This is a genomic window from Sphaerimonospora sp. CA-214678, assembly GCF_050942215.1.
In the GTDB taxonomy this organism is placed as follows: Bacteria; Actinomycetota; Actinomycetes; order Streptosporangiales; family Streptosporangiaceae; genus Sphaerimonospora.
Genome location: NZ_CP192056.1, coordinates 1,179,497 through 1,206,202 on the forward strand (window position 1 = coordinate 1,179,497; position 26,706 = coordinate 1,206,202).

The 26,706-nt window shown below is 70.2% G+C and carries 23 protein-coding genes; 9 read left to right on the plus strand and 14 right to left on the minus strand.

Going from position 1 to position 26,706, the window contains the following annotated elements:
- Positions 1 to 102 precede the first annotated feature (102 nt).
- From ACQP1K_RS05600 to ACQP1K_RS05630, 7 genes are all read right to left on the minus strand, one after another.
- Entirely contained in the window at positions 103 to 1,947 is a 1,845-nt protein-coding gene (locus ACQP1K_RS05600) for a choice-of-anchor P family protein (protein WP_433501493.1), read from the minus strand.
- A 298-nt stretch (positions 1,948 to 2,245) separates the two neighbouring features.
- A complete protein-coding gene (locus ACQP1K_RS05605; protein ID WP_433499795.1) occupies positions 2,246 to 2,389 on the minus strand; it encodes a hypothetical protein in 144 nt (47 codons plus the stop codon).
- A gap of 209 nt (positions 2,390 to 2,598) precedes the next feature.
- Positions 2,599 to 3,135, minus strand: coding sequence for a GNAT family N-acetyltransferase (locus tag ACQP1K_RS05610; protein ID WP_433499796.1), 537 nt, complete (start codon positions 3,133 to 3,135; stop codon positions 2,599 to 2,601).
- A gap of 134 nt (positions 3,136 to 3,269) precedes the next feature.
- Positions 3,270 to 3,737, minus strand: a complete 468-nt coding sequence (locus ACQP1K_RS05615; RefSeq protein ID WP_433499797.1) for a hypothetical protein — start codon at positions 3,735 to 3,737, stop codon at positions 3,270 to 3,272.
- Positions 3,738 to 3,944: 207 nt separating this feature from the next.
- Positions 3,945 to 5,450: a hypothetical protein gene (locus ACQP1K_RS05620; RefSeq protein WP_433499798.1), complete on the minus strand. Its 1,506-nt coding sequence runs from the start codon at positions 5,448 to 5,450 to the stop codon at positions 3,945 to 3,947.
- Between the two features lie 10 nt (positions 5,451 to 5,460).
- Complete coding sequence (locus tag ACQP1K_RS05625) at positions 5,461 to 8,238, minus strand: hypothetical protein (RefSeq protein ID WP_433499799.1); 2,778 nt, start codon at positions 8,236 to 8,238, stop codon at positions 5,461 to 5,463.
- Between the two features lie 89 nt (positions 8,239 to 8,327).
- Positions 8,328 to 9,596, minus strand: a complete 1,269-nt coding sequence (locus tag ACQP1K_RS05630; protein WP_433499800.1) for an RNA-guided endonuclease InsQ/TnpB family protein — start codon at positions 9,594 to 9,596, stop codon at positions 8,328 to 8,330.
- Between the two features lie 23 nt (positions 9,597 to 9,619).
- On the opposite strand from ACQP1K_RS05630, the gene tnpA reads away from it, so the two are divergent.
- Both tnpA and ACQP1K_RS05640 read left to right on the plus strand, forming a co-directional pair.
- Positions 9,620 to 10,048: an IS200/IS605 family transposase gene (gene tnpA / locus ACQP1K_RS05635; protein ID WP_433499801.1), complete on the plus strand. Its 429-nt coding sequence runs from the start codon at positions 9,620 to 9,622 to the stop codon at positions 10,046 to 10,048.
- Between the two features lie 596 nt (positions 10,049 to 10,644).
- A complete protein-coding gene (locus ACQP1K_RS05640; protein ID WP_433499802.1) occupies positions 10,645 to 11,451 on the plus strand; it encodes an MgtC/SapB family protein in 807 nt (268 codons plus the stop codon).
- 14 nt (positions 11,452 to 11,465) lie between these two features.
- Here ACQP1K_RS05640 and ACQP1K_RS05645 read toward each other — a convergent pair whose 3' ends face one another.
- Positions 11,466 to 11,783 carry a hypothetical protein gene (locus ACQP1K_RS05645; RefSeq protein ID WP_433499803.1) on the minus strand — a complete coding sequence of 106 codons (318 nt, stop codon included), beginning with the start codon at positions 11,781 to 11,783 and terminating at the stop codon, positions 11,466 to 11,468.
- A gap of 145 nt (positions 11,784 to 11,928) precedes the next feature.
- Positions 11,929 to 13,284 carry an LCP family protein gene (locus tag ACQP1K_RS05650; RefSeq protein ID WP_433499804.1) on the minus strand — a complete coding sequence of 452 codons (1,356 nt, stop codon included), beginning with the start codon at positions 13,282 to 13,284 and terminating at the stop codon, positions 11,929 to 11,931.
- Between the two features lie 195 nt (positions 13,285 to 13,479).
- Here ACQP1K_RS05650 and ACQP1K_RS05655 point away from each other — a divergent pair, with 195 nt between their 5' ends.
- A complete protein-coding gene (locus ACQP1K_RS05655; protein ID WP_433501494.1) occupies positions 13,480 to 14,568 on the plus strand; it encodes a glycosyltransferase family 2 protein in 1,089 nt (362 codons plus the stop codon).
- Here the strand turns inward: ACQP1K_RS05655 and ACQP1K_RS05660 are convergent.
- Together ACQP1K_RS05660 and ACQP1K_RS05665 are read right to left on the minus strand one after the other, a co-directional pair.
- Positions 14,545 to 15,231 carry a Uma2 family endonuclease gene (locus ACQP1K_RS05660; RefSeq protein WP_433499805.1) on the minus strand — a complete coding sequence of 229 codons (687 nt, stop codon included), beginning with the start codon at positions 15,229 to 15,231 and terminating at the stop codon, positions 14,545 to 14,547. The two genes, ACQP1K_RS05655 and ACQP1K_RS05660, sit on opposite strands and share 24 nt — an antisense overlap.
- 208 nt (positions 15,232 to 15,439) lie before the next feature.
- Complete coding sequence (locus ACQP1K_RS05665) at positions 15,440 to 16,852, minus strand: SDR family oxidoreductase (protein ID WP_433499806.1); 1,413 nt, start codon at positions 16,850 to 16,852, stop codon at positions 15,440 to 15,442.
- A gap of 164 nt (positions 16,853 to 17,016) precedes the next feature.
- Between ACQP1K_RS05665 and ACQP1K_RS05670 the strand changes: the two genes are divergently transcribed.
- The 6 genes from ACQP1K_RS05670 to ACQP1K_RS05695 all read left to right on the plus strand — a co-directional run bounded on the left by ACQP1K_RS05670 (position 17,017) and on the right by ACQP1K_RS05695 (position 23,078).
- Positions 17,017 to 18,522: a CDP-alcohol phosphatidyltransferase family protein gene (locus tag ACQP1K_RS05670; RefSeq protein ID WP_433499807.1), complete on the plus strand. Its 1,506-nt coding sequence runs from the start codon at positions 17,017 to 17,019 to the stop codon at positions 18,520 to 18,522.
- 85 nt (positions 18,523 to 18,607) lie between these two features.
- The gene (locus tag ACQP1K_RS05675; RefSeq protein ID WP_433499808.1) at positions 18,608 to 19,279 is read left to right on the plus strand and encodes a DUF5941 domain-containing protein; all 672 of its coding nucleotides are present in this window, start codon (positions 18,608 to 18,610) and stop codon (positions 19,277 to 19,279) included.
- 91 nt (positions 19,280 to 19,370) lie between these two features.
- Positions 19,371 to 20,105, plus strand: a complete 735-nt coding sequence (locus tag ACQP1K_RS05680; protein WP_433499809.1) for a sugar phosphate nucleotidyltransferase — start codon at positions 19,371 to 19,373, stop codon at positions 20,103 to 20,105.
- 104 nt (positions 20,106 to 20,209) lie between these two features.
- Entirely contained in the window at positions 20,210 to 21,268 is a 1,059-nt protein-coding gene (locus ACQP1K_RS05685) for an iron-containing alcohol dehydrogenase family protein (RefSeq protein ID WP_433499810.1), read from the plus strand.
- On the plus strand, positions 21,246 to 22,004 hold the full coding sequence (locus tag ACQP1K_RS05690; protein WP_433499811.1) for a CDP-alcohol phosphatidyltransferase family protein: 759 nt from the start codon (positions 21,246 to 21,248) through the stop codon (positions 22,002 to 22,004). The genes ACQP1K_RS05685 and ACQP1K_RS05690 overlap by 23 nt, the downstream gene beginning before the upstream one ends.
- A 192-nt stretch (positions 22,005 to 22,196) precedes the next feature.
- The gene (locus ACQP1K_RS05695; protein WP_433499812.1) at positions 22,197 to 23,078 is read left to right on the plus strand and encodes a glycosyltransferase family 2 protein; all 882 of its coding nucleotides are present in this window, start codon (positions 22,197 to 22,199) and stop codon (positions 23,076 to 23,078) included.
- Between the two features lie 27 nt (positions 23,079 to 23,105).
- Here ACQP1K_RS05695 and ACQP1K_RS05700 read toward each other — a convergent pair whose 3' ends face one another.
- The 3 genes from ACQP1K_RS05700 to ACQP1K_RS05710 are packed head-to-tail and all read right to left on the minus strand — an operon-like array spanning position 23,106 to position 26,598.
- Positions 23,106 to 23,900, minus strand: a complete 795-nt coding sequence (locus ACQP1K_RS05700; RefSeq protein WP_433499813.1) for an acetoacetate decarboxylase family protein — start codon at positions 23,898 to 23,900, stop codon at positions 23,106 to 23,108.
- A 53-nt stretch (positions 23,901 to 23,953) separates the two neighbouring features.
- Positions 23,954 to 24,595: a LuxR C-terminal-related transcriptional regulator gene (locus tag ACQP1K_RS05705; protein WP_433499814.1), complete on the minus strand. Its 642-nt coding sequence runs from the start codon at positions 24,593 to 24,595 to the stop codon at positions 23,954 to 23,956.
- The gene (locus ACQP1K_RS05710) at positions 24,583 to 26,598 is read right to left on the minus strand and encodes a histidine kinase (RefSeq protein WP_433499815.1); all 2,016 of its coding nucleotides are present in this window, start codon (positions 26,596 to 26,598) and stop codon (positions 24,583 to 24,585) included. Before ACQP1K_RS05710 ends, ACQP1K_RS05705 begins: the two co-directional genes overlap by 13 nt.
- Between the last annotated feature and the right edge of the window lie 108 nt (positions 26,599 to 26,706).

Below are 26,706 nucleotides of genomic sequence, written 5' to 3' on the forward strand. Positions count from 1 at the left end.
GGGGTTCGTCGTCGCGCCGCTGAAGGGACAGAGCGAGCCCGGAGGCCGGGCGGAGCCACGATGTCCGCCCGGCCCCGGGTCGATCGGTTCAGGTGGATCGGGTCACGGGCAGTTGCCGATGTCGCTTTCGGCGGAGGCCAGGACGACGTCGGTCTTGGCCAGGCCGAGGGCGTTGACGGTGACGTGGACGGCGTTGACGGTCAGGCCCTTGTCGGGTGTGGTGAACGGGATCTGCTCGTTGAGGACGAGCTTGACGACACCGACGTTGACCGTGGTGTTGGGCTGGATCTTGGTGGGTTCTGCGATGACCACCGTGTTGCCGACCTTGAGGGAGGCGATCGTGGTGGTTCCGGTGGATCCGGCGCAGGTGGTGGTGGAGCTGGAGTTGATGGTCTTGATGCTGATCACCGGAATACCGGTGATCCCGATGGTGGTGTCGTCGATGGAGGCGGTGGCCACGGATTTGCCGGGGAATGCCGTGGTGACGACCTTGGCGCACAGGGCGTGCGCGCTGATCAGTCCGCTGAGAGTGGCGGTGCAGGGCACCGTGGTGGCACCGGTCGAGGTGGTGGAGATGTCGCCGGTGTCGGGTGTGGGCGCGATGTTGACCAGTTGGATGCCGGCCAGGGAGGCGTTGGCGGTCAGCCCGTAGGCCCGTCCGGTCAGCCGCTGTGGTGTGACGGTGACCTGTTCGGCGCTGCACGGTGAGGTGACGGAGTCGTTGTGGTCGTCGCCGCTGTAGACGGCGGTCCACCGGTAGGTGCCGGCCGCACCGATGGTCACGTCGCCGGACGCGGCGGTGCCGCTCTCCGTCACCGACCCGGTGCGGGTCGCGATGGGGGTCGCGCAGTCGGTGTCACCCGGCCCGAACAGCCGGAACGTGACGGTGCCCGTCGGGTGATACCCGTCGGACAGGGTCGCCGTATCGGAGACGTCCCCGCCCGCCGGCACCGGGCCCGATGGCGTCGTGGCGATCGACGGGGTCGCCTTCGGGACGTGTTCTGTGATCGTTTCAGTGAAGCCCGGCGACAGGACGCCGTTGAGCAGGAAGTCCACCTTGCAGGTAAGGGTGCTTCCCGGTACGGCTCCCGCGTCGATGGAGACGGTCTCGGTGAAGGTGGCATCATCGCCGCTGGTCACCGTCTGGCTGCCGGGGGTCAGGGACACCGACAGGCTCGGGTCGCAGTCGCGCAGCTTATGGGTGACCGTGACCGGCAGGTTGTGCAGGGCCTTCAGGATGGTGTCGCTGACCTCCGAGGAGTCGATGCCGGAGAACAGTTGGCCATCCGTGGCATCGGTGATCGCGGTCGCCTGCCCGGTCGAGTCCAGCCCGGACAGGTCGAACGCGAGCACGGTGATGTCGGCCGCCTGCAGTGCGCTGATCGCGTCGGCGAGGCTATGGCCGTTGCTGGGGTCATGGCTGGGCGCGTCCCCGATCAGCAACACCATCCGAGAGCTGTCCGGCCGGAAGTCGACCGCGCCGGACGCGACCTGGAACAGGGCGTTGATGCCACCCTCGGGGAAGTCGCCGCCGCCCGACGCGACCAGCGAGTTGAGACCGTTGGTGACGTCGGTCTGGCTGCCGGTGAGGTTCTGTGCCACCCGGAACGACGTCGCGTCCGACATGTCCCGGTACTCGGCGACCGCGAACTGCGCGTCCGGCTGCGCCGAGGCGACGTTGGACAAGATGGCGTTCGCGTTGGTCTGCACGTTCGAGATGACCCCGCCCATGCTCCCTGTTGTGTCGATCAGGAATGTGATATCAGGCTTGGGCGGGATCGCTGGAGTGGACACGGTCTTGGCGATCGTCGTCGATCCGCCCGGGGCCAGGTCCAGCTTCACATCCGCCGGGGTCACCCCGGGCGCGGCGGATGCCGCCCCCGCCCCGACCACCAGCATTGCACCGGCCACCGCCACGTACATGGCGGCCCGTAATCTATGCGTCATTCTCACGGTGTCATTCCTTCTGGTATGGCGTTATGCCATCACGAATTGGGATCGCCGGCCGTGCAGAATTTCTGTGATTACGCCACCAGGGACGTCGCCTCCTCACATGTCGGCGCGGGCCGATGCCAAATCGCATTGGCTGTCAACCCCCGCGACCTTTTCAGTTCCGGCTGCTGATCGGCAGGGCGGGGTGTGGCCACGGACATATGGTGACTGGCCGCTGAATAGATGTAAATAGGCCGCTTACAGAAAGTTCCCGACTGGCCGCAGTCGGCCACTCATCGCCGGTGAGAGGCATTCACCAGGAGCGATCTTCACGGAGATCTTTCTGGCTGTGATCGATGAAATGAGTGATCCGTGGTTCGCCGTGAAAAGGGCGGCCGTTACCGGCCCTCCGGACCGTCTGAATTTCGGTCACGGCTATCGGGTCGATCAGCGCCACGATGCCTCCTCACCTATGAGGTGACGGCTGCTCATGCGGATCGGCGGCGAGCAGAACATATCCGCAGGCACTGACAATGGGCACGCGTTCGGCCGTTGGATATATCCGCATCAACCGGACTCCGGGAAAAGCGACTCCGTGGACCTCTGTGTCAGCCGGCACACCTCTGCACGATCACTGTTTGTACAGCGACGCCCCGAAAGGGTGATCTACACTGAGCGCCGCAGGTCGAACTCGTCGCGCAGGATGGAGTAGAGGAGCTGGTCGTGCCAGCGGCCCGCGCGCCATTGGGCCCGCCGTACGACGCCCTCGAGCTGGAATCCGATCTTCTCCAGGCACCGGATCTCCGCCCTGTTCCCGGGGTCGGTGGTCGCCTGGACGCGTTCCACCCGCGTGTGTGTGAACAGGTAGCGAACGAGTTCCCGCTGGGCCCGGGTCCCGATGCCTCGGCCACGTGACTCCGGCAGCAGGCCGATGGCGATCTCCCAGCACAGCGACGTGTCGCGACGCCCCCAACGCCGCTCCAGCCACTCCACCCGTCCGGCGAGTTCGCCGTCGACCGTGACGGCGAGCATGTTGTCCGCCCCCGCCAGGAGCCCGCGGGTGCGTAGTGCCTCCCGCAGCGCCACGGTCGGAGTGAACCCGAACCACTGGTGCCGGGTCGCGCCGCTTTCACTCTGGAAGGCCAGATCGAAGGCGTCCAGGTCGGCTTCGGTGACCGGCCGAAGGTCCAGGCGATCGGGCATTCTTGTCGGTTCTCCTCGGCTGTCGTGTCCGGTGGTGTCGGCGGACTCCCGATGTACCGGCTCCGGCGCGGACACCGTAATCGGCTTTGATCATGTTGGATGCTCGTCGGAACCCGTGGCGTCCGACCCCGTTCCTATGGATCGGAGGGCGCCTGATCGATACTCGGCCTGCCCCGACTCCGAATCTGAGCGCACCGAGGGAGGTCTTCGATGCCGCCGCCTTCAGGGATCATGCCCCAGAGGAAGGGAATCAGGTAGCGAGGCGGTTCGCCCAGGAGCACGGCCAGTGCGTCTTCTGTGACGGTGAGGGGGAATGCCGCGCCCGGTCGCGCTGAGTTCCAGCCTTGTTCGACGGCCCGCCGGACGCATCCGTCGACGAGGGTGGGACGGATCGCGATCGTTCGCTCTCCCACCCGGTTGTCCGGCCGGGCGCAGGGGAGTGACACCACAAGGACGCTCCCCGGCTTCTCGGCTCGTTCGACGGCGAAGCCGAGCGGGCTCCAGCCGTTGCCCTGGCTGTAGGTCGGCCTGTGGCGGACACGCCAGCGGAAGACGGTGCCGTCGACGGTGATGAGCCGCGAGCCCTTCTTCGGCATCGCCATGGCCGCCTCCAAGCTCTGCTCTGGTTCCGCCGCCGTTCCGTGAGAGCATCGGAGCCGGCGAGAAACGGTGTGAGAACGCCTGCGAGCGTAACCGCCGCTCATCCATGTGATCGAGTTGTTTTCGCGGAGTCGCCCGTCGGCCGCCACGACAGACGCGCACTCGACGCGGCCGTCTCCGATGCCTGCGAGCGTCCCGTTCAGAACGGCTCACGCTGCGCTCGCGGCGGCGTTCAACGTCGCGCGGCTGAATGTGGCGAGGATTCGCTGGTGGGTCTGCCGGGGGAGGGATCGGGTTCCTGGCTCGCCGAGTGGTGTGCCGGGTCGGGCCGGAGCTTCGCTCAGCAGGTCGTCGAGACCGGCTCGGGCCACCATCAGGAGTCCGTGCGTGGCGCGGGTGCAGGTGACGGCGAGCCGGCCGAACGCCGAGTTGAACTCGTCGAGGTGGTCGGCTCCGGAGAGCGGGTGGATGGCGACGGTGATGGCGTTGGTCTGCCCCTGCCAGGAGTCGACGGTCGAGGCGAGGAGCACGCCGTCGGGCAGGCCGTACTTGTCCGTCAGCCGCTCGACCAGGGCGGTCGCGTCGTCCACGGCCTGGTTGCGGGTGGCGAGAACGACGATCAGGGGGTCTCCCGAGGGCGCGGCGGAGCTGGTTCGCACCTCGTCCTGAGGGCTGCCGGCGCCGTCGTATCGCCGCCGCACCACCGTGAACTCGTTCTCCACAAGCGGCGTGAGCAGGTCCTCGATCACCCCGAGGAGGGGCGGGTCGACGTCCGCGGCCTCGGGGTCGGCAAGGCCGCCGACTTCGAGCAACGTCGGGGTGCCGGTCGCGACGGACGCCCAGATCGCGCCGGCGGCTCCGGCCAGGTCCGGCAGCTCGACGGTACGATCGCCCGGAGCGGCGACGCAGTCCAGCCGGTCCCAGTCGCTGTAGAAGGCCCTCCAGAGGGGAAGCTGGCTCGCGGTGGGGCGCCACACCGCGGGCAGGTCGACGGCGAAGGTGCTGTCGTGGTCTTCGTAGGCGGTGGGCCAGGCACGGTAGGGGTTGTAGCCGGGGTCGCCGCGCCAGGGGTTCTGGCCGGGGTCGATCGGCGGCAGCTGGCCGACGTCGCCCACGCCGACGGAGAGCGGGGCCAGCCCCTCGACCATCGCGTAGCGGTGCAGCGGGAGCTGCCACGCCTCGTCGACGAACAGGACGTCGTACGGCAGGTCGGCGTTGGCGGCGGGACCGAGATGATCGAGGAAGCGCTGCCCCTCACCCCATGCGCCCATCTTGTGCGAGGTCCCGAGGACCACCTCGCACGTTCGGGGAATGCCGCCGGTGGAGGTGGCGACCGAGACGTGGTCGAGCACCTCCCGCGGCACCTCGGGCAGCCGGTTCGCGGCCACGAACAGGCAGACCCGGGCCGCGCCCAGCTTCTCGCCCAGCTCGCCGGCGAGTGGGAACACCTGCTTGTTGGCGAAGGCGGTGACGCCGACGCGGGTGCAGTTCGAATGGTTCAGGGCCGCCTCGACCATGCGTACGAGCGCGTAGGACTTCCCGGCTCCCGCGGCGGCACGCAGCAGGATCTTGTCGTAGTCCGCGTCGCCGCTCAGTACGGCAGAGAGCGTGGCGATGGCGCGTCCGGCGGCCTCGATGTTCCCGCCGGCCGCGGCCTTGTGATGAATCGCCTCGTCGATCGACGCGGCGGCAGGGGGCGAGAAGGTGATCGTCATTACCGTTCACTCAGTCCAGGTCGTCGATGGTCAGCCGGTCCGGGGCGGGTGTGGGCGGAGGCGGCGATTCCCCGGTCAGCGGTGCCGCGGCATCGGGCCCCACGTCGAACCGTTCTTCGTCGACCAATGGCGGCCAGACCTCGGGGTTGAGCTCACCGCGGGCCCGGCGCTCCGCGAGCTCGTCCGACCACTCGGCCTCGGCGACGGCGTGGGACCGGCAGCACCACCTGTGGCCTTCCGGGTCGGCGGCGTACGCGTCGGCGGTGCATGTGGCCCTGGGCGCGGACCGGTCGTCCAGCGACGGCCGCGCCACGGCGATCTCATGGCCGGATCGGAGCGCCTTGCCGAACCAGTCGGCGTCGGCCAGGACCAGTACGTCTCCGACGGCCAGGTCGGGCATGACGGCCGGCTCCCAGCGGAGTCCTTCGGCGCCGTCGATCGAGGTGAGCGTGCCGACCGGCATCTGCCCGAATTTGAACGACCCCTTTTGGATCTTGATGGTCGTGCTCGGCCGCTCGACGAGACCGCGGCCGTTCACGTGCAGCGCGGCGACCCGCGACCCGCTGACCAGGCGTCGTGACCGCACGTCGAGGCGGATGGGGTCGAGATCGATCACCGTCGCGAGGGCCAGCTCGCGGATCCCGGCGTCGGTCGCCCTGTCGTACGCGATCGAAGCGTCGGCCAGGCAGGTGAGCTGGTCGAAGCATTTCCGGTCGGCGTCCAGCATGTCGACGTGGGAGTCGCGCCAGTTCCGGTGCGTACGAGAAAAGCGGACGAGGTCGGAGGCCTGCAGCGCGACCCGCCGGCCCCAGACCTCCTGCGCGCCGCCTTCGAGGACGCGGTGCACATCGCGCAGCCGGGAGATCGGCAGCCTGTCGAGGACGGCCTGCGCCCTCTCGAGCACCGCTACACGGTAGTCGATCGCCGCCTCCACCAGCGCGTCGTAGGTCGCCGTGTCCCCGTCGCTCAGCGCCCGGTGGATGTCGTCGGAGACGGAGTTGGAGAGCCGAGCACCGGGGGTCTGCGGCTGCGCGGCGATGGTGTCGGAGACCCGGCGGTGGTCCAGCGGGTCGGCGGCCTCGGCCCAGGTGACCAGGTAGTCCAACCGGCCGGCGTCCACGGCCGGACCGCCGGGCGTCACATGTGCGGCGACCACGGCCCGCATGTCGACGACCGGCGAGCGCAGGCTCATGGCACGGGCCCGATCCTCCTCCAGGAGGAAGGCGACGGCGAGCCTCTCGTCGGCGTGCAGCGGCTCCGGCATCGTGGCGGGCTCTCCGTCGAAGGTCAGGGCCGGGCGGTCGCTGTCCAGGTCGTGCTGCCAGCGCAGCCGGCTCAGCTCGATCCCGGCCAGGGAATCGGCGGCGGTGGCCAGCAGGTCGGCGGTCGGACGGTCCGGAACGACCAGGTGGACGGGCCCGAGGCCGGCCTCCCGGATCTCGCGGATGGCAACGCCCAGTGTCCGCATCATCGCCCGGCGGGTGAGCGGCGAATGCGGGTCGGTGAAGACCTGCCGCACCCAGTGGGCCGGCCCGTCCGCCCCCACTTTCCGGACGGCCACACCGTGCATGCCGAGAGCCGCGGCATCGGACTTCACCAGCACCAGGTTGACGGTGCCGGCCGACCCGCACGGGTCCGTACGGAGGCGTCCGGCCCATTGCGGGAGACCGCTGATGGTGGCCCTGACCTGTGTCACCGTGCTCTGTGCCACTGTGCTTTGTGCCACCGTGCCCTGGGCTAACGTGCTCTGGGCTAACGTGCTCTGGGCTAACGTGCCCTGGGCGACGCCGCTCTGCGTCATGTGCCCGGCATCCCCCGCGGCGGACACCAGCCCGGCCAGGGCGGGCCGGCTGAACCGGTCGATTCCGATCTCGGCGAGCACGGCGAGCGGGTCATCGTCGGCACGGAGCTCCTGCCGGCAGTACGAGAAGAGGTTGCAGGTCACGCAGCTGCGTGGGTCGAAGGCCGCGGTCAGATGGGCGATGTACGCCGGCAGCTCCTCCTCACTCGGGGAAGAATCGCCGAGCTTCGCCCTCGCCGCGAGCCGTTCGTCCGCCCGCATACGGACCTCGACGCGATGGTCGTCCAGCAGTTCCACGACGGCCTCGGGCTGCAGGAAGGCGTTCCGTGGTACGGCCAGGGCGCCGTACCGGTGCACTCGCATGCCGTCCGGCAGCCCGCTCCAGGCGGCGACGGACTCGGCGCCCAGGGCCACCTGCAGGAACCCCTTGAGCATCCGGCCGTCGTCGATGCGGGAGCGAATCCGCTCGTAGTCCTTCGCGTCGCCCATGATGAGCCAGGATCCGATGCCGTCGCCTTCGCCGCTCTCGCGTGGGCAGACGACGGCGAAGTCCGGCTGAACGGCGGTCGCGTCGGGGACGTCCTCCAGATCGATGTACGGTACGGCGAGCGCCGTCAACATGGTGGCCTCGCCGGAGGAGACCGCCTGCACATGCGCCCGGGCGAGTTCTGCGGCCGTGCCGGCGACGTCGCCATGACAGTCACGCCGTCGTACGGCCTGTGGGCGGGGGAGGCCGAGCTGCCCGATTGTCTTCGTGAGCAGCTCGGAGACGAAGCGCTCGGAGTGCACAAGGCTCTCGAAGGTCAACGCCCGCGTCCATCGGGCTTCGGGGATCCCGGCGGTGATGTCGGGATGGCCGACATCGGCGGCCAGCGCCTTACGGGTCCTGCCTGTGAGGAACGGATCCGTCAGCCGGAACCGCTCGCACCCGGCGTGCGCCGAGGCCGCGACGGCGCTCGTGCCACCTCCTGACTGAAGTCCCCCCACGCTCACCGCTCCTCACGCTCCGTCGCCTGATAGGGAACTTTGAACTCCTCCCCGGCCTAAAGGCCGGAGATTCTCCCGTCGCGTCGCGGTTAAGCGGCGCGCGGGGGTTGACGCTTCGCAGACCGGGCGGTCCCGAGGTCTCCACGTCCTGACACCACAGTTCCTGCGGCGTTCTTGATATTGATCGCGGCGTTGGTGTCGGCATGCCCGACCCAACCGCAGGCGGGGTTGACGCAGACGTACCTGATCCCGTCCCGGGCCGCCGGGTCACGGTGACCGCACTGGTGACAGGTCTGCGAGGTACCCCGCGCTGGGACCTTCACGACGTGGCCGCCCCGGTCGGAGGTCTTGTATTCCAGCAGGGTGACCGTCCGGCCCCACGCTTCCCCAGCGATCGAGCGGTTCAGCCCGGCCTTCTGCGCGACGTTCACGCCGGGGTTGCCGACCGTGCCCGTGGCAGAGCGGACCATGTTCGTAATCTTCAGGTCTTCCACCACGACCACGCTGAAGGTGCCGGCGAGTTCGGTGGTGGTCTGGTGCTGCCAGTCGACGGCTCGGCGCTTGGCTGTCGCGCGGAGCCGGGCGATCTGGTCGTAGGTGCGGGCCAGCCGATGCGAGGCCGGCTGGCCACGAGGCCGGGTGCGCCGCTGGCGGGCCGACTTCTTCTCCAGCCGGCGCAGGTGTTCTTTCTCACCGTTGCCGAGCCAGGGCCCGTGCTCGCGCATGGTGCCGTCCGACAGGGCCAAGGCGACGATGACCCCCCGGTCGATCCCTACCGGGTGGCCTGAGTGCACGGCCGGGGCCGGCGCGACCAGGGCTTCGGTGCGGAACACGACCTGCCGGCCGTGGGCGTCCTTGACCAGGCGCGCCCCCGTGATCCGCCCGGCAGGGCCGCCCCTGGTGACGCCGGGCAGGTCTTTGGTCCACCGAAACCGCGCCCGTCCGGCCTTGGGGAGATTGACCGCACCCCACCGCCGGTTAACCCGCTTGATCTGCAAATCGCGGGCTTGGGGGACGTCCACGGCCAACCGGGTCCGCAACCGGCCCTTGAACGTGGGCCGCCCGGCGGGATGGCCGGGGTTGAAGAAATTCGCCCACGCCTGCCGATACGTTTTCAGCACCGCTTGCGCCGCCTGTGCGGGCAGTCGCCCCATCCAATCGATCTCGCGGCGGGCCGTCCGGATCGCCGCGTCGCAGTCCTTCAACGTCGCGAACCGGCCCTGCCGGAAGGTGAAGTACTCATGCAGCAGGTTCCACAGCGCGCGGGCGGTGTGCGCCTGCCCGTCCAGCACAGCCGCCTGGGCTGCGCTGAGGTCGAGTCGCGCCACGTGCGCACGAGCCTGCCTCACCAACTCCACCCCCTGATCGTATCGTTTGGTTTATGTCACCGCGTTGGAATCCAAACCCCGATGTACGCACCGGACGTCATGTTGTCTACAACCTCCACGCACACTTGGTGTTCGTGACGAAGTACCGGCGTGGGGTGTTCACCGACCCGATGCTGGTCCGCTGCGAGGAACTCATGCGCGACGTCTGCGCCGGCTTCGAGGTCGAACTTCGCGAGTTCACCGGCGAACACGACCACGTCCACCTCCTGGTTCACTACCCGCCGAAGGTCGCCCTGTCCAAGCTGGTCAACAGTCTCAAGGGCGTCTCAGCCCGGATGCTGCGCAAGGAATACGCCCCGCACGTCCGCAAGTATCTGTGGGGCGGGCACTTCTGGTCCGGGTCCTACTTCGCCGGATCGGTCGGCGGCGCACCCCTGACCGTCCTCAAGCAGTACATCGAGCAACAACAACGTCCCGTGTGACCTGCGTGTGAAGGCACGCCCGCGCCCTAGACGACACTCCCGCGTGGGCCTTCACCCCCGGCGTGAACGCCGGAGCACCGGCCCACAGTTCGGTAGAGCGGTACATGAACGCATGGGCCGTCATCGCTCTGCGGGACCGGTCTTCAGCCGGGAAATCGAGGGCCGGGGCCGTACCGGGCCGCCGAGTCGATCGGCGCGCTCATCTCCCCGGACGTCCAGCGCCTGCCGTTCGCCTGCGGTGGCTAAGCGCCGGTCCTCGAGAGCGTCTACCGGGGCTACACGCAGAGGACCGGAGGGGCGAAGACGTGCGGGGCTTTCGTGATCTTGCAGAATCTCGCACGCATGCCCCTTGGCCAGGGAAAACATCATTGGTGATCTTGCATTGCAAGATCACCAACTGGATAGTCGCAGGTAGACCCTGTTGTGTGCGAGATTCTGCAAGATCACGAACGGAGTTTGTCCGGGTCGTTGGCCGTTGCTGCGAGTATTCGCAAGATCACGCCACTGGTGTGGGGGGCGGGTTTACGGATGACATGAACGTGTCATGACACTCCTTGGCGCTTCGCCGAGTGGGCGGTGAAGGGGGGAGACACGTGATGGGCACATCGGCGGCCGGAGTGCTGGCGGCCCCGCTGGGCGGGGAGGGCTGGTCCGAGGTCGTCAAGCTGGGATTGGCGTTCATCCTGTCCGCGCTCATCGGGTTGGAGCGGGAGTGGCGGAACAAGAGCGCCGGCCTGCGCACCCACACCCTCGTCGGGGTCGGCGCTGCGCTGTTCATGCTGGTCTCCAAGCACGGTTTCGGCGATGTGCTCGCCCATGGCCTCGTCGTGCTCGACCCGTCCCGGATGGCCGCCCAGATCGTCTCCGGGATCGGTTTCATCGGCGGCGGTGTGATCTTCGTACGGCGGGACGCGGTACGCGGGCTGACCACGGCGGCCGTCGTGTGGGTGGTGGCGGCTGTCGGGGCAGCGGCCGGCGCCGGTCTGCCCATCCTGGCCTCGGGAGTGACCGTCGGGCACTTCCTCGTGGTGTTCGGGCTCACCCCGGTCGCCAACCGGCTGCCCCGTCCGGCCCGGCTGCCGTTCCAGCTCCGCCTGACCTACCTGGAGGCCGCCAAGGCGCTGCCGGAGGTGCTGGAGCTCTGCCGGCGCCGGAAGTTCACCGTCTCCGATGTGAGCGTCGACCGGTCCGCCTTCCACGTCGAGCGCGGGCACCTGATCGAGCCCGGCCGGGACAACGGCCGGGAGCATCTGCTGGACGAGCGCGTCGCCGGATCGTCGAAGGCGGCTGCCGTGCTGTCGGTGCGCGGGACCGGCTCGATCCCCGACCTGGTCGCCGAGGTGGCGGTCCTACCGGGGATCGTCACGGTCAGCGGCGGCTTCGCAGAGACCCCGAACGAATGACCTGCCTCATCCGCTCACCGCGGGGCGATCGGGCTCTCCGCGATGTCCAGCACCCGCATCACGATGTCGGCGGCCCTGTGCAGATCCGAACTCATGGCGATGGGGTCGCCCCACGACCAGCGGAATACGACCAGCTCCCCTCTGGGCTCGGCGACGATCGCGTCGGTCATCGAGCACGAGTTCAACGACGTGACCCGGATCGCCGGACGCCGGCGATATTCCACCGGGCACACGGAAAACCGGTCCTTGTCGATGAGCTCGCCGAGGCCCTTCAGCGCCTCCTCGGGAGTGATCCGCATCGGCTGCCCCCTGTCCCTCATGGCTGTGGACATCCAGGATCACTCCTGACCCATCACTTTGGGTAGACCTAATGTCTACACAGCGCGATCGACGGGGTCGGTCGCCGAGGGCTGCGGTGTCCCGCGGAACCGGTACGGCTGAGCCGTACGGCAGGGAGGACTGGATGCCGGCGGCTCGTCAATCGCAGATGTTCTGGGTGGCGGTCCGGGCGGTGGGGGTCGGCGAGGCCGTGCGGGAGGGGGTCGCCGTGGCCGCGACGGTCACCTTCTTGACCGTGTTGTTCCGCTGACCGAGCACGACCTCGATGCCCGAAATATCCGGCTGTTCGCGCAGTTCGGCACCGGGGAACGCGGCGGCGACCGTGCGGGCCGAGTCCTCCCGGCCGGGCGGATGGCGGACCACGGTGTTCTCGAAGTCGTGCTTGGCCGTGTTGCCGGGTGTCGACGGCACCTGGAACCCGGCTGCGACGAGAGCCGTCTTCGTACGGGCGCCCAGCCCGTTGATCAACGTCCCGTTGAGGACGCGGACGGCGATCCGCTCCGGCGGGATCGTCAGCGCGGTCGGCGACGGCGACGGCGACGGCCGCCCCGACGGCCTGGCGGCGGCGGAAGCCGTACCGGAGGGTTCGGGAGACGTCTCGATCAGCGGCTGGTCCTCGGCGATGCGCTGGAACAGCTCCTTCGCGGCCGGCTTGTCCCACAGCACGGCGGATTCGCCGGTCGGCGTCCGGTGGTTCACATCGGCCAGCGGCACGGTCGTGAAGGTCACGTCGTCCGTCGAGACGCCCTTGAGCTGGTTGGCCAGCCCGAGCAGGTCGTCCGCCAGGGCCTTGTCGACGGTGATCGCCTTGAGCGCCGAGCCGACCATCCCGGTGAGCCTCGCCGGGTTGGTGAGCGTGCCGCCGCTGATCGCCTTGTTCAGCAGGGCCGAGATCACCTGCTGCTGCCGGTCGATCCGGTCGAGGTCCGAGCGTGCCGTGGCACGCGTACGCGCGTAGGCCAGCGCGTTGACCCCGTCCAGGTTGTGCGTCCCCGGCTGCATGGTGAGCCGGGTCTTCTGGTCGTCGATCGGCACCGGGGTGCAGACGGTCACGCCGCCGAGCGAGTCCACGACATCGATGAAGCCGAGCACGTTGACCTCGATGTAGTGGTTGATGCGCAGCCCGGTGGCCTCCTCGACGGTCCGCACGGCCAGCTTGGCGCCGCCGAACTGATAGGCAGAGTTGATCTTGTGGGTGCCCTTGCCCGGGACCTCGATCCAGGTGTCCCTCGGCAGGCTGACGACCGTCACCCGCTCGCGGTCCTCCGACAGGTGGATGACCATCATCGTGTCGGTGCGCTCGCCGACCTCGCGGCCGAGATGGAGCTGGTTCTGCTGCCGTCTGGTGAGGTCGTCCCGTTTGTCGACGCCGACCAGGAGGATGTTCATCGCGCCGCGCGGTCCGGAGTCACCCGCTGTCCCGGCGTCCACCGCCTGGATCTGCTTGGCGGCATAGCCGGACGCCAGCCACATTCCGCCGGAGCTGAGCAGCACGACCCCCGAAAGGGCGCCGGAGATGACGACCGATCGGAGATTTGTCCGTTTTTGTCGGGCGCGTCGGGCTGTGATCCTGACCCCCCCGTAGCCGTCTCCGCCTATGCGGACGCCGGAGTCCTCCTCTTGGTCGCCAGGCATTCCCGTCCTCCGGTTGCCGCCTCCACCCCCCCGTACAGTAGCGTGAGCGCAACCATGAATCCCTTCTCCGACTCGCGCCAGCCGAGTCAGACGTCCACGCGCGGCTGGCCACCGGTTTCGGTGATCATGCCGGTGCTCAACGAGGAACGGCACCTGCGCGAAGCCGTAAGGCAGGTCCTCGACCAGGACTACCAGGGCCCGCTGGAGGTCGTTCTCAGCATCGGCCCGTCGAAGGACCGCACGCAGGAGGTGGCCGACGCGATCGCCGCGGCGGACCCCCGCGTGATCGTCGTGCCCAACCCGACCGGCCGCACCCCCAACGCGCTGAACGCCGCGATCATCGCGTCCAGAAACCAGATCGTGGCCCGGGTCGACGGGCACGCGATGCTGCCCCGTGACTATCTCCGCACGGCCGTGGAGACCCTGGAGACCACCGGGGCCGACAACGTCGGCGGCATCATGGCGGCCGAGGGCATCACGCCGTTCGAGCAGGCCGTCGCGCGTGCGATGACCTCGAAGATCGGTGTGGGCAACGCGCGCTTCCACACGGGCGGGAAGGCCGGCCCCGCCGACACCGTCTATCTGGGCGTCTTCCGCCGTACCGCGCTCGACCGGGTCGGCGGCTACGACGAGCACTTCCAGCGCGCGCAGGACTGGGAGATGAACCACCGCATCCGGGAGACCGGCGGCCTGGTCTGGTTCCAGCCGCGCATGCGGGTCACCTACCGCCCGCGGCCCAACGTACGCGCGCTGGCCAAGCAGTACTTCCACTACGGCAGGTGGCGCCGGGTCGTCGCGCGCACCCACCAGGGAACGATCAACTTACGCTATCTCGCGCCGCCCATCGCGGTGGCGGCCATCGCGCTCGGCCTGGTCGTCTCGCCGTTCTTCTGGCCCGGGTTGTTGATCCCCGGCGGTTACGTCGCGGCGATCCTCGCCGGTTCTGTCGCCACCGGTCGCGGCCTGCCGGCGGGCGCGCTGGTACGGCTCCCGCTCGTGTACGCGACCATGCATCTGTCCTGGGGCACGGGCTTCCTGACCAGCCCGCCCAGCCTCAGCAAGAAACCGTCCGGCAGCATGCGGGTCGGCAGGACGCGGCAGGAAGGCGAGCTGGTCGGCCTAGAGGACCTCTTTGAAGACTGAGGTGTCCAGGGTGAGGTCGATCGGGTCGGGAATGTAGATCTCCCGCCCGAACGTCACCGTGGAGATCACCTGATAGCGCCCCTCCTTGGGGTCGCTGAAGACGGTCACCGTCCCCGACTCGGCGAGCGGGTCGACGAGAAGCATGACGGGGACGCAGCCGCCCGCGTAGATATCGGGCTTCAGCTCACGGTCGTCGTGGGCGCTGCCCGGGGAGACGATCTCGGCGACCAGCTTCAGGCCGGACGACAGAAGTTCCCGGCCGCCCCATCGAGGGCAGCTCATGGGGGCGAGCACGAAGTCGGGCTCGAGAGGCTCGCGCGTGCCGTCGATGCACACGTCGACGTTGCCGGCGAAGGCTTCCCACTCGCGCTCGTCGAGGATCGGAATGAACAGACGGAACAGCCGCATCGCGGCCCTGCCGTGTTCGGGGGTGCCCACGGGGCTCACTATCAGTCTCCCATCGATGATTTCGGTCCGGAGGCCCGGAAGGTGGGGCAGCGCGTCGAACAGTTCGCGGGGAGTGCCGGGCAGCGGTTGCTCAGGACCGGGCTCCAGGGTGGGCCGATGCGCCGACGCCGGCCCGTCTTCCGGCGCTGGGCCGTGCGCGTGCTCGGTGCCGCGTACAGGTGCGCGGCCGTGCGGCTTGCGTGACGTGGCGACCATCGTTCGCACATCCCTTCGTATCCAAGTCGATACGCTCCGTAGATGACGCGAGTATCGCACTCATCCCTGACAGGCGCATTTCCCTGTGGATAAGTGCCCTCGCCGGCGGCCCCATAGCCCGGGCCCGGGGCGGTTGTGATCGCTTCTTCGAGGCGCCTACCCCCGGAGCACCGGCTCGATCACGGTGTTCACCGACGGGCAGAGCGGCTCAGGCGTGTGCCTGCCGTACGTCCACGACCTGCCCGGTGAGACGGGACAGGAGGACGTCGAGGCTGGTCCTCGCGACGGCCTCGGCCGGCGGCGGCGCGGTGGCGGGTTCGGCACCGGAGGCGCTCGGATGCGCCGGCGTGGCGGCCGGCTCCGGGTCGAGGCAGTTGACCCGCACCCCGTGGCCGGCCCACTCGCCGGCCAGCTCCTCGGTGAGGCTCACGACGGCGGCCTTCGCCGAGGAGCGCAGACCGCGGGCGGCCGGGCCGTACGCGCGGGGCGAGGGGATGTGCAGCAGCAGATGGCCGCCGCTTTCCGCCAGGTAATCGAACGCCGCGCCGGCGACGTTGACCGGCCCGAGGTAGGCGGCCCCGGCCGTCTCCGCTGTGACGTGCGGATCCGCCTCGGCCGGCCCGCCCGGGTGCGGCATGGCCGCGGCGTTGACGACGTAGTCGATGCGCCCGGTCTCGCCGTACACGCGGGCGAGGGCGTCGGCCACGGCGGCGGGGTCCTCGACCCGTACGCCGTCCTGGGTGCGTGGGAACGAGCGGACGGCCGCGCCGTACCCCTTGGCGAGCTCCACGAGCTCGGCGCCGACGCCGCCGTCGCCGCCGCAGAAGACGACCAGCGTGCGCCCGGACAGGCCGTCGCGGCAGGCGTCGCCGGCGAGCGCCGGGACGGTGCCCCCGGCCAGCCGGGAGAGCCCTTCGGCGATGAAGACGTCGACCGGATGGGTGACCTTCATGTTGCGCTCGTCGCCCGGCACGATGTGGATCGGCACGTCGGGCAGGTAACGCAGCACCACGCCGCAGTCGTCGGTCGCCGGCCGCTCGTCGAAGGCCGGATCGGCGAACGCCCGCTCGTACGCCGCGCGGATGACCGACAGCCGGAAGCACTGGGGGGTCTGCACGCGCCGCATCGCCGAGCGGTCGGGAATGTCGCGGACGATCTCCCCCCGCGGCCCGGGGGAGGCGACCACGAGCGTGTCCGCGGACGGGATCGCCACCTCGACGGCCTCGTGCCGTTCCAGCGCTGCCACGCACTCGCTGATGATCCGCGGCGCGATCAGCGGCCGGGCCGCGTCGTGCAGCAGCACATCGCACTCGTCGTCGCCGAGCGCGCGCAGGGCCAGCCAGGTCGACTCGGTACGGCTCGCGCCGCCCTCGATGACCTTGGTCACCTTGCGGTAGCCGTTCCGGCGCACCAGTTCCTCGGCGACGTCGACGAAACCGGGGGCCATCAGCACGACGACCTCGTCGATCTCCGGATGGCCGTCGAACGCGCCGACGGTGTGCTCCAGGATCGTCCTGCCGGAGATTTTCAGCAGCTGCTTGGGGACGCCGAGACCGATCCGCCGGCCGACGCCGCCGGCCAGCACCACCGCGACCCTGCGCAGACGCGATTCCGCGATCATGTTCTCCTCCCCGCACCAGACGATACCGGGGCACGAAGCACGGAAAGGTGATTGCCACCAAGTGATCACTCGGTTACGTTGCGAGGTGAGTGTTCGGTTACCGAGGTGAGTTCGGAATGTCGATACGGGCCGACCCGGGTAGATCCGCCGGCATGGCGCCGGGCATGACGCGGGGTGGTGACACCGTGGCGGTGGTCCTGGCGACCACTCCGGCGGCCGATCTGCCCTGCCCCGACGGCACCAGCGTACTGGAGCGGCTCACCCGCCAGCTCGTCACGCTGCCGGTCCGGGACGTACACGTCGTGGCTAGGCCGGACGGCGTCCACCCGGGTGCTGCCAGGCCGTACGAAGCCGGGACGTGCAGACTGCCCGACACCACGAGCGACGGGCTGGCCGAGGACCTGCGGCTCGTCGCCAAGACGGCCAGGACGGCCACGTCGCCGCTGGTCGTGCTCGCGGCCGACGTCGTCGCGCACACCGAGGCCCTGGCCACGCTGCTGGCGGATCCCGACCGGCCCACCGGGGCGATCGTCGGGCCCATGGCCGGACCGGGCGGGCGGGCCCCGCTGCACCCGCCCGTACGGACGGCGTCCGGCCGTGTCGTCGCGGCGGGCAACTCCTTCCACGAGGTCGAGCGGGCCGACGGCGCCTTCCGCGGTGTGCTGCAGGTGGGCGAGGCGCACCTGACGAGCCTCGCCGAGGTGGCCGAGGAGCTGGGCGATCTGGCGGAGCGCGGGCTTCTCGGCCGGGCGGGCGACGCCGAGGTGCCCGACCTGCTGCTGACCGGGCTCGTACGGACCGGGGTGCCCGTCCGATCCGTCGCGATCGGCGCGCTGCGCTGCGAGCGGGTGGCCGACCGCGCCGCGGCGGAGGAGGCCATCGGCGGGCTCGCCGAGGTCGACGAGTCCCGGGTGCGGCTCGACGCGGCCATCAAGACCGGCGACGGCTTCTTCACGACGTTCTTCGTCAGCTCGTGGTCCCGTCATGTCGTACGGCTCGCCGCCCTGCTCGGGCTCACGCCCAACGCCGTCACCGGCATCTCGGTGGGACTGGCGCTCATCGCGGCGATCTGGTTCTCCGACGGGAACCGGACGGGGCTGGTGGTCGGGGCCGTCGCCCTGTATCTGTCGTTCGTCCTCGACTGCGTCGACGGGCAGCTCGCCCGCTACACGCGAAGGTTCTCCGCGCACGGCGGCTGGCTCGACGGGATCTGCGACCGGCTGAAGGAGTACGCGGTGTTCGTCGGGCTGGCCTTCGGCTATCAGGCGCAGTCGGGCGAGTCCGGCGGCGTGTGGCCGCTCGCGGTGGCCGCGGTGATCCTCCAGGTGGTCCGGCACATGGTCGACTTCTCCTACGCCGGGTCGCTGACCGACTCCGGCGCCGTCGCCGGGCCGCGCCGCCCTCTGACGGAGAGGGCGGAGACCGATCAGGAGGCGGGGCCTCAGGCCGGCCCGCCGGTCGCGTCGTCCCGGCCCGGCGGCGACGGGCCGTCAGGCAGGGCGTACTGGCTCAGGAAGATCATCGTACTGCCGATCGGGGAGCGGGTGGCGCTGATCGCGATCACGGCCGCGCTGTTCGACGCGCGGGTGACGTTCCTGGCGCTCCTCGGCTGGGGCGTGGTCGCGCTGGCCTACATGTCGGCCGGCCGGATCGTGAGGTCGTTCCCATGACGACCGGCACGGTCACGACGGTGGGCCAGGACACGGCGATCGGCGCGGCCACGACAGCGGGGCCGGTCATCCAGGGGGAGCGAGCATGACGACCACGCCGTCCACGGCAGCCGCGGACATCACGCCGGCGCCACCCCGCGCCGTCGTGACCTACCGCGACGACGGTCCGCTGGCCAAGGCCATGGGCCTGCTGCTCTCCGGCCAGATCCCGCCGCTCCCACCGGTGATCGCGGGGGCCTTCGTGATGGGCGCCCTGCTGCTCGCGGGGACGGCGGGCCGGGGTGATCTCGCGATGTTCGCTCCGGCGGTGCTCCTGCTGCTGGCGGGGTCCGGCGCGGCGCACGATCACGACGGCAGGCTCGACTGGCTGGTGCCGCCGATCCTGCGGCTCACGGAGTACGGATTCGTCGCGTTCGTCGGTTTCGGCCGGTCGGTGCCGCCGGTGCTGATTTTCGCACTGCTCGGGGCGCTGGCCTTTCACCACTACGACGTCGTCTACCGGGTGCGGCAGCGCGTCCAGCCACCCTCGTGGCTGGCCGCCGTCGGGCTGGGCTGGGACGGCCGGCTGCTCGTCATCGGCGTGGCGGGCCTGCTCGACGCTGCGACCATGGTGTTCGTGCTGCTGGCGGGATATCTGTGGGGCGTGTTCGGCTGGGAGAGCGTCACCTGCTGGGGCGCCGTGCCGGGAGGCGCCCCGTCGCCGCGGGAGGGCCCTGCTGAGGCCGTTCCCGCGGCCGGACAGGGGAGCCGAGATTGACGGTATGACCGGGTGATTGCCCACACCGGACCAAAAGCCAACTAACCTTTGGGGTTACTGCCTCACGCTCGACCTCAAGGAGTGCGCGAAATTGCTCGGAATGGTGCTGGCCGCCGGGGCCGGACGCCGCCTGCGGCCGTACACCGACACACTGCCCAAGGCGCTGGTGCCGGTCGACGGCGAGACCACGATCCTCGACATCGCCCTGCGTAACCTCGCGGCGGTGGGCCTCCGTGACGTCGTCGTGATCGTCGGCTATCAGGGTCAGGTGGTGCGCGACCGCCAGGCCGATCTGGAGAGCCGTCACGGCGTCACGCTGACGCTGGTCCACAACGACAAGGCCGAGGAGTGGAACAACGCCTACTCCCTGTGGTGCGCCCGCGACTACTTCGCCCAGGGTGCGCTGCTGGTCAACGGCGACACCGTGCACCCCGTGTCGGTGGAGCGTACTCTGCTGTCGGCCGGAGAGGACGGCTCCGACATCCTGCTCGCGGTGGACGACGTGAAGCCGCTCGCCGACGAGGAGATGAAGGTCACCCTCCAGGACGGCCGGCTCAAGAGGATCACCAAGCTGATGGATCCCGCCGAGGCGTACGGCGAGTACATCGGCGCGACGCTGATCCGGCCGGGGGCCGCTGAGCGGCTGGCCGACGCGTTGCGGGCGACCTTCGAGCGTGACCCCCAGCTCTACTACGAGGACGGCTATCAGGAGATGGTCGACCGAGGTGAGAAGATCACGGTGGCGCCTATCGGCAAGGTCGAGTGGGTCGAGGTGGACAACCACGACGACTTGGCCAAGGCCCGTGAGATCGCATGGCGATACTGATCCTCACGGGTCTCCGGGAGTCCGGGCGAGGCGCTCTGCACAGCCCTTCCGCGGACAACCCCTCCGGCCGCCCGCGGTCCCTTACCGTCGCCTGAGGAGTTCTGATGCCGATATTGGCAAGGATGCTTCCCGCCCCCCTCACGATGGAGGTACGGCGGGGCGCGATCGCGCAGCTCGGCTCGTTGCTGGCCGACAGCCGAGTGGCCTCCTCCGGCCAGGTGGCGGTCGCGGTCGGCCCGAACCAGGGTGACCGGATCGCCGCGATCATCGCACCTTCGCTCGGCGACGCCAAGGTCTTCCGCGTCGCCGCTGGAACGGTCGATGCGGCCATCGCGCTCGGCGGCGACCTGCGCAAGGGCGCCTTCGAGGCGGTCATCGGGATCGGCGGCGGCAAGACGATCGACACCACGAAGTACGCCGCGTCGCTGGCGGGGATTCCGATGGTCGCGGTGGCCACCAACCTCTCCCACGACGGCATCTGCTCGCCGGTGGCCTCCCTCGTGCACGACGGGGGCAAGCCCTCGTTCGGCGTGCCGATGCCATTAGCGATCATGGTGGACCTCGACTTCGTCCACGACGCCCCGCCCCCGCTCGTACGCGCCGGAGTCGGCGACGTGCTCGCCAACCTGTCCGCCATCGAGGACTGGCAGCTCAGCAGGGTCGAGCGCGGCGAGCCCATCGACGGCGTGGCGATCTCCATGGCCCGCACGGCGGCCGAGGCCGTGCTCGGCCGGTCCGACTCCGTCGAGTCCGACGCGTTCCTGACCGTACTGGCCGAGGCGTTGATCCTCTCGGGCATGTCGATGGTCATCGCCGGGTCGAGTCGGCCGGCCAGCGGTGGCGACCATGAGATCATGCATGCCGTGGACCAGCTCTTCCCAAGGACCGCCAACCACGGCGAACTGGCCGGGATCGGCACGGCTTTCTGCTTCTTCCTCCGCGAGGACGCCCACCGGCTCGGCCAGGTGACCGGCTGCCTGCGGCAGCACGGGCTGCCCGTCACCCCCGGTGAGGTCGGCCTGTCGAACGAACAGTTCACCGAGGCCGTCATGCTGGCCCCCAACACCAGGCCCGGCCGTTACACCATCCTCGAGCACCTCCGCCTGACGGAGGACGAGGTCAGGGCGAAAGTTGAGGACTATGTCCGCGCCGTCGGTCGCTGAGCTTCGCGCGGTCGCCCAGCCGCAGACCACCATGGACCGCCGCAGCGGCGAGCACTGGGCCGGGCTGCTGTACATGCGGCGGCTGTCCATATACGCCACCTGGCTGCTGGCCAAGACGCCGATCACGCCCAACCAGGTGACCGGCCTGATGATCCTCAGCGGGGTGGCGGCGGGAGCCGTACTGGCCCTGCCAGGGATCGCGGCCGCGGTGGGCGCCGCGCTGCTGATCCAGCTCTACCTGCTGCTCGACTGCTCGGACGGCGAGCTGGCCCGCTGGACCGGCCGTACGTCGATCACCGGGGTCTACCTCGACCGGGTGGGGCACTACTTCGCCGAGGCGGCGCTGCTCATCGGCCTGGGCTTCCGGGCCTCGCAGACGGTGCCGGACTGGTACACCGTGCTCGGCTTCGCCGCCGCGCTGGGCGCGATCCTGATCAAATCGGAGACCGATCTGGTGGACGTGGCCCGCGCCAGGTCCGGGCTGGTCGCCGCCACGGAGACGCAGGCGGGGGAGTTCACCTCCAGCAGGCTCGGCCTCGCCCGCAGGATCGTCGGGGCCACCCGGTTCCACCGGTTGATCCAGGCGGTCGAGCTGTCGTTCATCGTCGTGATCGCGGCCGTGCTCGACCTGTGGTTCCCCGCCACCCGGGTGCTGGTCGTCGCCTGCGCGGTCGTCGCGGTGATCCAGCTCGTGCTGCACCTGGTGAGCATCCTCGCGTCCCGGCGGCTTTCATGATCGGACAGAAACGGGGAGGCGGGTTTCCTCCGGGGAAGTGTCGCGGCTCCACCTGCGGTTCGGTAACGGTTCGCTGGCAGTTCCGATACCCTTATCGCGCAGTGAACGCGGCGGATTCCGGATGGCCCGGCCACACAGACTCGGTGATCATGAAATTGTGTGTAGTGCGCCCAGCGTCGAGGCGATGACGCCGTGAAGATTTCGTGTGTCATTCTCACCATGGGCAACAGGACCGCCGAGCTTGACCGTGCGGTCGCCTCCGCGCTCACACAGGCCGACGCCGATGTCGAGGTGGTGGTCGTCGGGAACGGCGCCGATGTCCCCGATCTCACGGCCCGGCCGCTGCCCGGCTCCGCCGCCGCTGTCAAGACCGTACGGCTCCCGCGGAACGTCGGCATCCCGGAGGGGCGCAACCGCGGCGTCCAGGAATGCTCGGGGGACATCGTCCTCTTCCTCGACGACGACGGATGGTACGCCGACTCAGCGGTCGCCGCCCACGTCCGCGACCGGTTCGCGCACGAGCCCGACCTCGCCGTGATCTCGTTCCGGGTGATGGACCCGGAGGGCGGCTCGGTGCAGCGGCGGCACGTGCCCCGGCTGCGCGCCGGCGACCCCGAGCGTTCGTCGCCTGTCACGACCTTCCTCGGTGGCGCATGCGCCATAAGGAAGTCCGCGTTCCTGCAGGTGGGCGGGCTTCCGGAGCGGTTCTTCTACGCGCATGAGGAGACCGACCTGGCCTGGCGGCTGCTGGGTGAGGGCTACCGGATCGAGTACGACGCGCAGACCGTGATGTATCACCCGCTGGTGCTGCCGAGCCGGCATGCCGACTTCTACCGGCTCAACGCACGCAACCGGGTGTGGCTGGCCCGCCGCAACTTGCCCTGGCCGCTCGCCGCGACCTATCTGCTCAACTGGATCGTCCTCACGCTCGTCCGCGAGAGGTCGGCGACGGCCGTCAAAGCGTGGTTCCGCGGCTTCGCCGAAGGGGTGCGCGAGTCGGCGGGCGACCGCCGCCCGATGTCCTGGCGCACGGCCTGGCGGATGCTCCGTCTCGGCCGCCCCCCCATCGTCTGACGGCCCCGGCCCGGACGCCGCGCGCGATCACATCTCCTCGGCGCCGGAGAATTCCATCGAGAGACGGTCGATGGTGACGGTCATCAGCGCGTGCCTGGGCAGACCGAGCTCGCTCAGCTCCTTCGCGATCGGGTGGTTGCCCAGCCTGACCAGCGCACCGCCGGGCCGCCAGCGGATGCCGCGCGGGCGGACCGTCCAGGGCACGCGGCGGGTGACCCCCTCGGCGTGCGTGTAGGCGTCGATCATTCTCATCTCGTCACGCCTGCCCGGCAGTGCCGTACGCAGCGCCGCCGCCGGCAGCGGGAGACCCGGCCGGGTCAGCAGGTCGACGACCGGCCGCCCGTCCCTGCGTACGGTGCACCGTTTGTACGGCGTGCCGAGGCGAAGGTCGATCTCCGCCAGTTCCTTCGGGAACCCCCAGATGCCCCGGCCCGCCTCCAATGTGAAGCCCTGGTTCACCGGCAGCCAGTGGATGAAGGCGCCGCCCCCGGCCGTACGCAGGTCTTTCATACCCGCCAGCGCGCCACGCCTGGGCGGCGGGCCGCTCGCCGGGGGCCGTACGAGGAACGCGACGCCGAACTCGTGGTAGGCGTCCAGATCGGAGTCCCGGTACTGCACGAACAGCAGCGTGCAGACGGCCCTGCCGGGCAGCACCTCGGTGACGTCCATCCCGGAGTAGGCGAGGACCGCCCTGGCGGGATCGGCCCGCACGAGGTACATGGCGGCGCAGAGCGTGGCATCCCGGACCCTGACCGGCATGTCCACCCGGCGCCCCTGAACAAGGTGGCTGACATGGCTCGGTACGCCTTCGCGTGGTGACATGCCTTCCAGTACAGCAAGCCCGGCCGCCGAATGACACCCGTCGCCCCGGCGGGTCACGACCTGTTCAGGTAGACGAGTACGGCCAGCACACGGCGGTGGTCCTCCGCCGAGTTGGCCAGGCCGAGCTTGGCCATGATCGAGCTGACGTGGGTCTCGACGGTCCTGTCGGTGAGCCACAGCCGCCGGGCGATGCCGATGTTGGTGCGGCCCTCCGCCATGAGCGCCAGGACCTCGCGCTCCCGCCCCGTCAGCGAGGCCAGGGGATCGGCGACGCCGCGTCCGCCGATGAGCCGGGAGACGACCTCGGGGTCAAGGGCCGAGCCGCCGGCCGCCACCCGCCGCAGCGCGTCGAGGAAGTCGTCGACGTCGAACACCCGGTCCTTGAGCAGATAGCCGAACCCGCCGCGCGACACCAGGTCGACGGAGTGGCGGGTCTCGACGTGCTGAGAGAGCATGACGATGCCCAGGGCAGGGTGGCCGTCGCGGATCAGCCGGGCCGCCCGGGCCCCGTCGTCGGTGAGGTCCGGCGGCATCCGCACATTGATGATCGCCAGATCGGGATCGGTGGCCTCGACCGCGGCGATCAGCCCCGGGGCGTCCTGCGCCTTGGCCACGATTTCGTGCCCGGCATCGGCGAGCAGCCGGGCCAGCCCCTCCCGGAACAGCGCCGAGTCTTCGCCGATCACAACGCGCACGGCAGCACCGCCTCCACCTGGGTGCCGCCGCCGACCGGACTCGTCAGCCGCAGCGCACCGCCCGCGGCCTCGACCCGGTCCACGAGACCGGCCAGCCCCGCGCCGGGCCGCACCTCGGCGCCGCCGGGCCCGTCGTCGCTCACCCGGACGGTGACCAGGTCGCCGGTACGGCTGACGCGGACGCCGATCGAGACCGGGCCGGCGTGCTTGACCGCGTTGGTCATCGCCTCGCTCGCCACGAAGTAGGCGGTCATCGCCACGTCGTCGGACAGGCCGTCGGCGGAGACGTCCAGCGACACCGGCACGGGGGCCTTGCTCGCCAGCGTCGCCAGCGCGTCGCCGAGGCCGTCGTCGAGACTGCTCGGCCGCAGGCCGTGCGCGATCCGCCGCAGCTCGGCCACCGCGGCGGCGAGCTCGGCCACCCACTCGTCCATCAGGGCGTCGAGGTCGGCGCCGACGCCGCTGCGGCGCTGCGCCAGGCGGATCGCCATGCCGAGGGAGACCAGACGCTGCTGCGCCCCGTCGTGCAGGTCGCGTTCGAGCCGCCGCCGCTCCTCGTAACCGGCGTGCAGCAGCCGGGCGCGGCCGGCCTCGGTCTCGGCGAGGGCCAGGCTGACCTCGATCCGCAGCCGGACCACCTCCACGAGCAGCGCGCCCGCGGCCGCCACCTCGCGCAGCAGTTCGCGGCTGCCCACCCCGCCGTGCACGATAGCGCCGATCTCCCGGCCGCCGAGCCGTACCGGCGCCGTGTGCGCCGCACCGGCGTCGACCGGGTCGCCGGCCGCGTCGACCAGTCCGGGCGTGCCGGGCAGCCGGTAGCCGACCCGCAGCAGCGGGTCGCGTAGCGCGGCGCGCAGCACCGCCTCCAGCTCCTCGGGCTGCGCCTCGCCTGCGTACGTCCGGTCGCGCAGTTCCTCGATGGCGGTCAGCGCCGCCTGCCGTGCCGGGTAGAGCCTGCGGTCGACCCGGCGCTGCAGCCGGACGCGCAGCGGAGACAGCGCGGCGGCGCACACGGCGGTCGCCGCTGCCGCCGCGATCGGCGAGTCGCGACCGGCGGTCAGGCCGGCGAGGAATGTGGCGACCGTGTAGAACGCGAGCAGGATCGTGGTGACCAGGGCGTAGGTGACGGCGGCGCTGATCGCCCGGTCGACGTCGTAGAGATCGTGCCGCAGCACGGCGATCGCCGTCGCCACCGGGATCGACACGGCCGTCGCCGCCAGGCCGGCGACCACCAGGTCCGCACTGCCGAAGAAGAGATAGCCGGCCCAGCACAGCAGCAGCGTGAGCGGCAGGAAGCCGGCGCCGAGGGCGAACCACTTCAGCTGCGCCCGCCTGACCTCGTCGGCCGCCCGCCGGTAGCGGATCACGGCGGCCGACGCCGACGTGACCAGCAGTCCGAGGAAGACCGGCAGCAGCGCCTCTCCCACAGTGAGCAGCACCGGCACGTACGCCTCCGGAGGACGCAGCAGATGCGGCGTGCTCTCGAACGGCGGCGGATACGGCTCGGTGACGGCCGCCGCGATCAGCGTGAACAGCGTCGGTACGGCCAGCAGCCCGACGGCGGCCCAGCGCCAGCGCCGGCCGGGCAGCCGGCCGTCGGGAAAGACCAGCATGAGCAGCGCCGCCGGCACGTACAGGAACATCCAGTCGCCCTGCGACAGCGCCGCGTAGAACTCGGAGAGCGGCAGGTCGGGCCGCCGGGCGAAGGCCGTGGTGTACAGCTCGCCGACGGTGACCCATACCGCCGCCGCGCCGACCAGCACGAGCAGCGGGCCGACCACGCTGCGCGGCCGCCGGACGGCGACCACCACGCCGAGCACGACGGAGGGCAGCGCCAGCGTGGTGCCGATCGCGAGCGCCATGCCGTTCTCGGCCGCCGTGTGGGCCGGGTACGCCGCCGTGGCCGTGCCGTCACCGGCGATCACGGCCAGCACCACCTCGATGCTCGTCAGCGCGCACACCACGGTCACGGCCGCGTACGCGAGCAGACGGGGGAGTGCCACGACCACACGGTAGGCCGTGGGGGTGGCCGGAGTGAATACGTGCCAGCACGGAGACCGGACCCGAGTCGGCGCGGATCCGCAGGTGGGGGCCGCTCACCCACACTGCCG